We start from the raw sequence: 1,072 nt of genomic DNA, 5'->3' as shown, positions 1-1,072 counted from the left end.
AATCTCAAATCAAGAAGTGAATGAACGCATTTTGTATCTTTTGCATGACGATACCAATCATATTTGCGTTAAGTTGTTTATGCCCTTGTACCAAGCAGGTAACTTTACTGGTGTGATATATGGAGAAACTGCAGTTGACTACGACGATTTTTTTGGATCGTTCGTGACGAATAGAGAACGTTGGTACGAGCTAAGTCAGGTAAAGCCGCCAGTTGCTTCGCTTATTGAATCGAGTAAGAAGCTTGAAAATGACCATGATTCACATAATCCAAAAAGTAAATTCAATGAAAAAGACTGGCTATTAACCCAGACGGCTTTAACGAGAGGGGGCTTGGTGTTAACCCAAGGGATAAGCCGCACCTTTCTTAATGAGCAATTATCAACGCTTCAAAAAGAACTATTAAATGGACTTTTTATCATTTTAACAATTAGTTCTGCTCTAGTTGCTTTGATGGGGCAAAGATTGTTCGTTAATCCCCATAAAGAGCTAGACGGCTCTAAGAAGTTGCTTGAAGAGTCTAACCGACTGTTAGGAGAAAAAGAGCGTGACAGTCGTCTTTTGGCGACAGTGGTTAAAGCAGCGAGAGATGCCGTTATTATCACTGACAAAGAAGGGCGTATTGAGTGGGTAAATAGCGCTTTTGAGGGCATGACCGGTTACCGTTTAGATTCTGTAAAAGGTTTGACACCCGGTTCATTTCTACAAGGTGAAAAGACTTGTTTTGAGACGGTCAGTCGCATTGGATCTGCGCTCAAAAAGGGTAATCAAGTTAAAGCTGAAATATTGAACTATACGATTGATAAGTCTCCTTATTGGGTGGATATCGACATAGTGCCTTTACGTAACGGCGAAGGTGAAGTTGAACACTATATTGCGATCGAACGTGATGTTACCGATTTCAAGAAGCTTGGGCTTGAGTTAGAAGATCAAGCGAACAAAGCGCTCCAGGCCAATGAAGCTAAATCATTGTTTCTGGCGACGATGAGTCATGAGATCAGAACCCCAATGAATGGCTTACTTGGAATCCTACAGATGCTCGTCGACGATCTAGAGAAAGAAGAGCAGCGAGAA

At 41.5% G+C, this 1,072-nt stretch carries 1 protein-coding gene; it reads left to right on the top strand.

The annotated features are described in order from the left end of the window. A partial coding sequence (locus tag QQ041_RS21660; RefSeq protein WP_285955029.1) for a PAS domain-containing protein occupies positions 1-1,072 on the top strand: 1,072 nt, incomplete at both ends.

Source organism: Vibrio sp. TMPB1044 (assembly GCF_030442075.1).
Taxonomy (GTDB): domain Bacteria; phylum Pseudomonadota; class Gammaproteobacteria; order Enterobacterales; family Vibrionaceae; genus Vibrio; species Vibrio satsumensis.
Note: the sequence above shows the minus strand (reverse complement) of the source record. Positions and strands in the feature narration are given on the sequence as shown.